Below are 8,879 nucleotides of genomic sequence, written 5' to 3' on the forward strand. Positions count from 1 at the left end.
ACATGCAGATCGAGGGCATGGCCGCCCTTGCCACACCCATAACCGAGGAGGTTCAGCCGCTACAGATTACACCCAAGGCCGCCTGAAAATGCAGCCCGATGGCCAGCACCGAAATTACACCACATTGACGGACGTGACCGCAGCGGCTGAACCTTGAGTCGATAATCAAATGCGCCTTCCGGCGCCCGGATCGCCTTGCGGATTACCTTCCGCGACACATGCAGATCACGCGCGATCGCCTTGATCGCCTTCCCGCCGGCATACTCACGCCGGATACGAACCACTGTCTCCAAAACCAACATCCCGATCTCGCCGCATGAACTTCCACGCGACTGTGTAAGCTATCGAAATGAGGGGTCCCTTTTAGACGCCGATCACACAGTTGTCTCAGTGCAGAGCGTTGGGGAAGATGTCCAAATCCTGCTGCGCTCACGCTGTATTTTTGCGGTTTGCCCTGACTGCGGGCGACCATTTCGGCGGGTTCAAAGCCGATATGTGCGCCGGCCATCGGATCTTCCCCTTGGTGGTCGTCGCGCCGTTCTGAAGATTCTGACGCGCCGCTTTTGGTGCGACACTGTCGTTTGCAGGCGACGCATTTTCTGCGAGCAGTTCGATGAAGGCGTTTTAGCTCGGTATGCTCGGCGAACTCAGCGACTTGAAACAATTGTTCACTACCTTGGGCTGGCGCTCGGCGGCAGGCCTGGGGCCGCTTTTGCCAATCGCCTCATGATGCCGGTTAGCAAGGATACCTTGCTGCGGGTGGTACGTCGGCGGGTCATTGAACAGAATAAGGAGCTGCATGTCATCGGTATTGATGATTTCGCCTTCCGGCGGGGCCAGACCTACGGGACGATCGTCTGTGATCTGGAGCGCCGGACACCTGTCACCCTATTACCGGACCGCGCACTGGAAACGTCGCGCGCCTGGCTTGCCAAGCGCCCGTCCATATCGATAGTCGCCCGCGATCGAGGCGGTGGCTATGGTGAAGCGATAGCCAGAGGGCTCCCTGATGCCGAGCAGGTTGCCGATCGTTGGCATCTCATGGAGAACTCGAGCCGAGCGTTTCTGGATGCCGTCAGCAAGTCCATGTGGCAGATAAGGCAGGCGGTCGGTAGCACTGTCGTCGATCCCAGGCTGCTCACCTATGCCGAAAAGCTACAGTATGAAGGCTACCTCCGCCGGCAGGAAACCAATGATGCCGTCCGGGAACTGGCGAAAAATGGAACGTCCATCCGGCAGATTGTTCGGCAGACCGGCCATAGCCGAAAGCTCGTTCGCGATGTTTTGCGCGGTCAGCGAATGGACGTATTCCGCACCCGACCCAGCTTCCTGGACAGTTGGCTGCCATGGCTGAACCACCGATGGGATAACGGCACCCGCAATGCCCTGGCGCTCTGGCGCGAGATGCGCGCGGAAGGTTTTGTCGGCCAGAGTGGTGTTGTCTCACAATGGGCCCAACGGCGGCGTCTCGCCGAAAAGGCCAATCAAAGTGGCCTCGCACGCACGCCCTCGGCGCGTGTCCTTGCGCGCCTTATGACATCGGCGTGGGATGGACTTGCCAAATCCGAAGCGATCCTGGTGGTGGTAATCGAGGAGAACGTCCCTGAACTGGTAGCGGCGCGCAAGGCAATTGGGGGGCGTCACATAAAACGGGCACAGATAGACGCTAACGCCTGAAGGCGTCGGAAAACACCTGATTTTCGGTGCTGACTGCCCTTCAGTGGACGTGGTCCGTCGATATTATGAGGCTAACCATCGCTCGCTGTTGGGCGACGTCGCACATTTTCTGCATATTGAATTTTGATTATCGGGAGAACCATATGAGGTGTCTTGCCACAAGCAGCGCGGTGAGCGCCGCTCTGCTTCTTTTCAATCAGTCGGCACAGGCTCAATATGCGCCCGTCGATCCAATGCCAATGGGGCAAACGGCGACCAGTACGATGGCGAATAAACTGTCTGGCGACATCGCCAACGGGAACTCGCGGTCCAATTCGGTATCGGCCCGATGTCTTGCTGATTCTGGTCCGGGACCGGAGAGGCGCGCGATGGAAGCCGAATATAAGCGCCGGTTAGCTGCAAAGGGAACCGCGAATGCGAATGCATGGCGGGCCGAACATGGTCGCCGCTATCGTGCGGCTCTCGTTGCAGCAGGGAAGTGCAAATAGTTAACCGATTTTGCCTGCTATTCCGGTAGGCGGCAATCACCTGTTTGTCGCACATAGTTGGAACGACCGGCCTTGGCCGATAGCCGCCTGTCAGGTCGGGAGTAGGAAATTGCGATAGTTGCCGCTCCCGCTCGTCAGGGGGCCGCGTCATAGAGCCATTGGGCTCGGCTCCCCCCAAAACGGGCCGATGCTGACTCGATCTGCCATTCGAGCATTACGCCGTTATCGTAATTTCTCTCCTTTGATGTTTCCGGTTAAAACACCTTGAAATAACGCCATCGATTGAACAGATCTAATATTTACTTTACGAAGCTCGCAACATCACTCATTTTACCTCACTGTAATCATCTACTACATAGAGAATTTGTTGAATGTTTTTCTCGATGATTTCATGGCGAGCATCGTCATCAACGACGGTGCGAGGGGCAAAACTGGGGTTAGCGTTGATTGATATGCATGATAAAGATCAGGCTTCCCAGAGTAGATGCATGAGGAGGGATAATTGTCGCTATCGACCTCGTTATGCCAACTGCCGCAGCGACGATCGATCATGTGGAGATCGAGGAAGTCCCAGAACCTACGATACCAGGTTTCGTAGCTACGACGCCCGGTACGTTTGAGCAGTGCGGCGGCGGCGGTCACTGCCTCTGCTTGCACCCAATGTGGGCGGTTGCTCACGGAAGGTTCGTCCTTCGAATCGACGGTATAGAGAATGCCCGGCTTACCGTTACGCGCCCAGCCAGTGGTGACACCCGCGTCGAATAGGCCGATCGCGTCTGTGAGCAGCCAGTCTGGCGCTACCTCTCCGGCTCGGAGCAGCGCGGCTTCGAGTTTGAGCAATAGGTGGGACCATTCAAGGAAATGCCCTGGGGTCTGGCCATAAGGTCGCAGATCATTGCAAATGTCGTCCGCATTATAGTCGAGGATCGGGGCCCAGTTCCGGTCGAAATGCTCCAGCAAGCGGTAGTTACGCTGACTGGCGAGATCATGCACGATGCGCGTGACGATACGCAACGCCCGTTCACGCCAGACGGGCGCATCCAGAACGTCGGCAAGAGCCATTGCCATCTCGGTCGAGTGCATGTTGCTGTTTGCGCCGCGATAGTCCTCCTCGTCACTCCAGTCGGCGGCGAAACTTTCGCGCATGGCACCTTCCTCGTCGGACCAGAAGCGATCTTCGAGCACTGGTAAAACATGCGCCATAAGCGTATCTGCGCCCTTGGCCTCTGCGACAATCGCTGACGAAGCCGCAAGCCCGACGAAAGCATGGACATAAGCCAGCTTGCGTCCCCCCGTGTCGCCTTCCATCGGAAGCCAACCGCCGTGCCGTTCGTCGCGCAGCGGCCCAAGCAACGCGGCAATGCCATGCTCGACCAATGGCGCACAGCCGGGCAGGCCTTGAACTGCGCCCAAGGCGTAAGCATGAGTCATCCGCGCGGTCACAATCGTGTCGGCATGCGCGTCATCGGACAGGAAGCCGCGATCATCGAGCGGGGCGAAGCCAGCGTCCACACGCGACTCCTTCGAGAAATCGAGCAACTTCTGCCCCTGTATCTCCAGCCATTGATGGTGAAGAGGGCTACGCAGCCAGCTATCGGATGGCACGGAGAGAGTAGCGAGCATGTCAACCATTGACCGGCATCCCGCCGTTGACGTGAATCGTCTGTCCAGTGATGTACGACGCTTCCTCGCTGGCGAGAAAAACATAGGCGGGTCCGACCTCACTCGGCTGGCCGATACGACCCATCGGCACATCCTTGCCCATGTCCGCAACCATCTGTGGATCAACGGGGCCGAAGCCAGCGGGCTGGATCGCGGTCCAGATCGGTCCTGGCGCGACCTCGTTGACGCGAATACCGCGGGGCGCGAGTTGTTGGGACAATGCGCGTGTAAAGCCCATCATCGCACCTTTCGTGGCAGAATAGGCGACGAGCCGCTTGTTACCGACGAAGCCGTTTACAGATGTGGTGGCGATGATCGAAGCACCTTCGCCAAGGTGTGGCAGAGCAGCACGGCTCATCCGGAACATTGCGTCGACATTGACGCCAAAATGCCATTCCCAATCTGCATCGCTGATCTCGCCGAGTTCATCTGCGGCCTTCTGGATGCCGGCATTATTGACTAGGATGTCGAGCCTGCCGAACGCGGCAACGACTTGCTCGATCGCATTATCGCAGAAAGTTGGCTCGCGCAGGTCTCCTATAACTGCTACCGCCCGTGCGCCTTCGGCCTCAATCGCGCGGATCGCTTCGGCACCGTCATCCGCCTCCTCGGGCAGAAAGGTAATGGCTACACTGGCGCCCTCGCGGGCAAAATGCAGTGCGACGGCACGGCCAATACCGCTGTCGCCGCCGGTAATCAGCGCGCATCTGCCGGCAAGGCGCCCCGAGCCCTTGTAGCTTGCCCGAATATGCTCGGCAGATGGCTCCAGTTCGCTTTCGCGTCCGGGCATGCGGTTCTGAGACTGAGGAGGTATATTGATCATGAAAAGTGTTCTCCGTTCATTTTTGCAACTTCAGTTGAGCGGCGCGGGCGTGAAGCAGGAGCGGCGCACGAAGTAGTAATAACTTCGGGACCGGTCGGGGCACGGTGTCTTTCGGTCGAAGGACAGTCTGGAGGGTAAAACACGCGGCCAGCGCAACGGTTGCATCGCGATGCAACTAAAACTCATCAAGCTAGTTATGAAGTCAAGATACGGGTTTTGGCCGGAGAGCGGAGCACCCGGGCCGACGATAATACATTCAACTAGGAGCCTTTGAATGCGTCTGACTCTCGCAGCGTCGTTGCTGGTGATCGCGGCACCTGTCGCCGCCCAAACGCCGGCTATGAGCCCCACTCATGTACCGCCAATAACGGAAAACGCGGATCCCGCCTTCGGTTCGATCGGGAAGGTGGAGATCGTGGCAAGCCTTCCTGACTTCGATCCGTCCGGCATCGCAGTGATCGGCGGCCGTTTGTTTCTGAGCCAGCCCAAGCAGGATATGGACACTGCCGGTCCGACACTCATCGAGTACCGCGACGGCCGTGCCATGCCTTGGCCTAGTTCAGAAATGGCGATGCCGTCCGCGCGCCCCGCAGCGGATCGGCTAATCTCTGCTCACGGCATTACCGCCGATACGCGCGGCCGGCTGTGGGTTCTCGACAGCGGCAAAGTGAAGGGCAAGCCCTACGAACCTGGTGGGGCAAAAGTAATTGGCTTTAATCCCAACACGGGACACATCATCGCCAAACTGCTGCTGACGGGCTCGATGCTGCCAGACAGCAACATGAACGACCTTCGTGTCGACCTGACACACGGACGGAAGGGCCTGGTTTACATAACTGACAGCTCGGCAAAGGACGCAGCGCTGGTGGTCGTTGACATAGCCACCGGGCGGCAGCGGCGCGTGTTAACGGGTAACGCGTCCGTGATTCCTGATCCGGGCTACATGAACGTGCTGGACGGTCGCGTGCTTAACGGCGCGCAGAAGCCGCCAGCTATGCCCAGAGGCGGGGCAGACGGAATCACACTTAGCAAAGATTCCACGACGCTCTACTACGCACCAATTTCAAGCCGGCGGCTCTACAGCCTACCCACCGCTCTTCTTGCTGACTTTGCCGTGAGCGAAGCTGAGCTCGCTGCGGCGGTCAAGGACGAAGGCGAGAAGGGCGCAGCTGACGGTATCGCCACTGACGCATGGGGTCGCCTCTACATATCTGCGTCCGATCATGACGCAGTTTTGCGCCGCAATCTTGACGGCAGCTTCGAGATGATAGCTCGCGATCCGCGCTTCGTGTGGCCTGACGGCTTATTTGCCGACAATTCTTACGTCTACGTTACGCTTGGCCAGTGGACGCGGCTGCCGCAATTCCATAACGGTGTTGATATGCGCAAGCCCCCCTTCATTGTCGCACGGATGTCCATCACCGCGCCATGACCGGACGCGGGCCAACCAGTCACGATGTTGCCCGTGCCGCCGGCGTGTCTCAGTCGGCGGTTTCGCGCGCTTTCACTCCTGGCGCTAGCGTTTCTCCTGAGATGCGTGCTCGGATCGAGAAGGTGGCGGCTATGCTCGGCTACCGCCCCAGTCGCCTTCCCGGCATCATGCGTCGCGGCAAGAGCGGCATCGTCGCGGTTGTGGTGGGCGGCTTTTACAATCCGTTTCACACGATGACCCTCGAGAGCTTCACGCGCGCGCTGACCTCTGCGGGCAGACAGGTGATGCTTGTTCAGGTCGAAAGCGACCGTGATTTAGACGAGGCGGTCGGTGATCTTGTCGCGTTGAACATCGATGGCGTAGTGAGCGCCCTGTCGATCTCTTCACCTGAGGTCGCCGCAGTGCTCGATCGCCATCGCCTGCCGATCGTAACGCTCAACTCGGCGATCGAAAGCGAGTGGGTGCGCGCCGTCAATTCCGACAATAAGGAGACGGGCCGACAAGCTGCGCGCACCCTCCACGCCAGCGGTAGTCAAGAGTTTGCGAGCGTAATGGGTCCGATCGACACGCTCAGCCATTCCGCCCGTCCGGAAGGCTTCACCGAAGTACTGCGCAAACTTGGGATTGTGAAAGTCGAAGCGCTGCATGGCGGCTATGACTATGGCTGGGGGCGCGAGGCTGGATCGCTCCTTCTGGCTCAACCCCGGCGTCCGGACGGCGTGTTTTGCGGCAATGACCTGATCGCTGCCGGTATCATCGACCTCTGGGCTGAGCACGGCCTTCATGCGCCGGACGATTTCAGGATCATCGGATGTGACAACACTCCGTTTGCTGCTTGGCCCGCTTACGATCTAACCAGCTTCGATCAACGCAGCGACGATATGGCTTCATTCGCTATCGACGCGCTATGTCGCACCGACGCAGCGCCCTTGAAGCAAATGATCGTGCCGACCGCCTTGGTAAGGCGAAGTAGCTGCTGACGGAAAAATGCCCTGTTCACAGGCCATGATCTGGGGGCTGAAAACTGGGCGACCTTCGCCAGCCTCATCGAAACATGCAAACTGGGCGGTATCAACCCTCAGGCCTACCTCACCGATGTCCTCGCCCGCATCATCCTGCGAGGCGACACAGATCCCATCGATGATCTGCTCCCCTACAACTGGGTAGATAGTCGCGCCACCGCCAGCCCCGTCATCGATCAAGCCGCCTGAGCGCGCCCTGTGGAGGTGCTTTAGCGCTTACGACCGAGGGACAGATCACGCGTCTTAAACTCATCAAGAGACAGATGTACGGCCGCGCAAAGCTCGATCTGCTCCAAGCGCGATTGGTAGGTGCAACATGAGCCGACCCATCAGCAAAAGTAAGTCAGAGCCACTTCTCAGTGGAAATCAACACTTCAAGCGCGTGACGCAGGAGGCTCAGTTCCCGACGCACAGCATCAAAAGCTTCTACGGGATCATCCTGTAGGGGGTCTTGTTGGATCATGGTTGGAGCCTAGAGCCAAAGGCCCCGGCCTAGCGAGCGGCCGAGATGACGCTGGAAATCCTGCGACAGCGATCGGCCGCTTTGGACGGATAGACCGACGTCCTACGTGCGATTGCGCAGCAGCAGCAGCTTCAACTGTGGATCACGTTCATGGTGCCAGTTCGCCATTTCTTCACGCTCCCGCTGCAGGGCGATATATTTTGAGACATGGTTGGCTTTGTGCTGATGACATCCGTCAACGCGCCGCGCTGTGCGGCATAGGATTATGGGTCCTTCGCAAACCCTCGTCATCCGCACGAGCTACCACAAACTGAATATACTCGGTTCGATGGGATTGCACGCCGTTACCCACCATGACGCCGACCACTTTCGCGTTTTTGATACAGATCTGATCACCTCAACCGCTGTTGCGCAGCGCGGTCGCGATCGCGTTGATCGACAGTTCGATGCCTTCCTTGATCCGGGCATCATCCTCGCCGGCGCGATAGCGCTTGAGCAGTTCGACCTGCAGCAGATTGAGCGGCTCGATATAGGGAAGCCGCAGCCGGATCGACGTCTCGGTCGTCGGGCTCCGTTCCAGCAGGCGCGACTGGCCGGTGGCCGCCAGCAGCCCGTCATGGGTCAGCGACCAGCCTTCGCGGATGCGCCCGAACAGCGTTTCCGCCTTGGCCTGGTCCTCGACCAGCGGCAAATATCGCGCCGCAATGCCGAGGTCCGACTTCGCCAGCACCATTTCCAGATTGGCCAGCGCCGACTGGAGGAAGGACCAATGCTGCGCCATATCGGCCAGCAGTGCCTTGTCCTCGAACGCGGCGATCGCATGGCCGAAACCATACCAGCCCGGCAGCATCACCCGCGACTGCGCCCAGCTGAACACCCAGGGAATGGCGCGCAGATCCTCGATCGCGGTGCTCTTGGTCCGGCTCGCCGGACGCGAACCGATCTTGAGGCCGGAGATTTCCTGGATCGGGGTGAGCTGGCGGAAGAATTCCTTGAACCCCTCGGTGCCGTAGACCAGATCGCGATAGGCGGTGAAGGCGTCCTTCGACAGCTCGTCCAGCTCCGCCGCAGAGGGGGCGGCATCCTTCGCCGACACCCCCTCGGGCTCCAGGCTGGCGAGCAGAGTCGCGCTGGTCATCGCGTCCAAATTGGTGATCGCCACGTCGCGTGTGCCGAACTTGGCCGCGATCACCTCGCGCTGTTGGGTGATGCGGATGGGCCCCTGCACAGTGCCGCGCGGCTGCGCCTGGATCGCCTTGAAAGCGGAGCCGCCACCGCGCCCGACCGCGCCGCCGCGACCATGGAACAGCTG

Annotated in this window: 6 protein-coding genes and 1 pseudogene; 4 read left to right on the forward strand and 3 right to left on the reverse strand. The window is 59.3% G+C overall.

All coding sequences use genetic code 11. From position 1 onward, the window contains the following. Positions 1–390: 390 nt before the first annotated feature. Positions 391–1,677: an ISL3 family transposase gene (locus tag AC13EK_RS18265; RefSeq protein WP_483022317.1), complete on the forward strand. Its 1,287-nt coding sequence runs from the start codon at positions 391–393 to the stop codon at positions 1,675–1,677. A gap of 839 nt (positions 1,678–2,516) precedes the next feature. Here AC13EK_RS18265 and AC13EK_RS18270 read toward each other — a convergent pair. Together AC13EK_RS18270 and AC13EK_RS18275 are read right to left on the reverse strand one after the other, a co-directional pair. Next, complete coding sequence (locus tag AC13EK_RS18270; protein WP_483022313.1) at positions 2,517–3,797, reverse strand: D-mannose isomerase; 1,281 nt, start codon at positions 3,795–3,797, stop codon at positions 2,517–2,519. Further along, entirely contained in the window at positions 3,790–4,617 is an 828-nt protein-coding gene (locus tag AC13EK_RS18275) for a glucose 1-dehydrogenase (RefSeq protein ID WP_483022314.1), read from the reverse strand. Before AC13EK_RS18275 ends, AC13EK_RS18270 begins: the two co-directional genes overlap by 8 nt. A gap of 307 nt (positions 4,618–4,924) precedes the next feature. Between AC13EK_RS18275 and AC13EK_RS18280 the strand changes: the two genes are divergently transcribed. The 3 genes and pseudogenes from AC13EK_RS18280 to AC13EK_RS18290 form a co-directional block, all read left to right on the forward strand. After that, positions 4,925–6,082 (forward strand): L-dopachrome tautomerase-related protein, encoded by a 1,158-nt coding sequence (locus AC13EK_RS18280; protein ID WP_069335892.1) that lies wholly within the window; start codon positions 4,925–4,927, stop codon positions 6,080–6,082. Next, positions 6,079–7,062 (forward strand): LacI family DNA-binding transcriptional regulator, encoded by a 984-nt coding sequence (locus tag AC13EK_RS18285; RefSeq protein WP_483022315.1) that lies wholly within the window; start codon positions 6,079–6,081, stop codon positions 7,060–7,062. The genes AC13EK_RS18280 and AC13EK_RS18285 overlap by 4 nt, the downstream gene beginning before the upstream one ends. Then, positions 7,063–7,293, forward strand: a pseudogene (locus tag AC13EK_RS18290) (transposase domain-containing protein); the annotation flags it as partial. Between the two features lie 671 nt (positions 7,294–7,964). Here AC13EK_RS18290 and AC13EK_RS18295 read toward each other — a convergent pair. Beyond that, the coding region (locus AC13EK_RS18295) for a phosphoenolpyruvate carboxylase (protein WP_483022316.1) at positions 7,965–8,879 on the reverse strand (915 nt) is incomplete at its 5' end.

The organism is Sphingobium sp. L-44 (genome assembly GCF_056859495.1).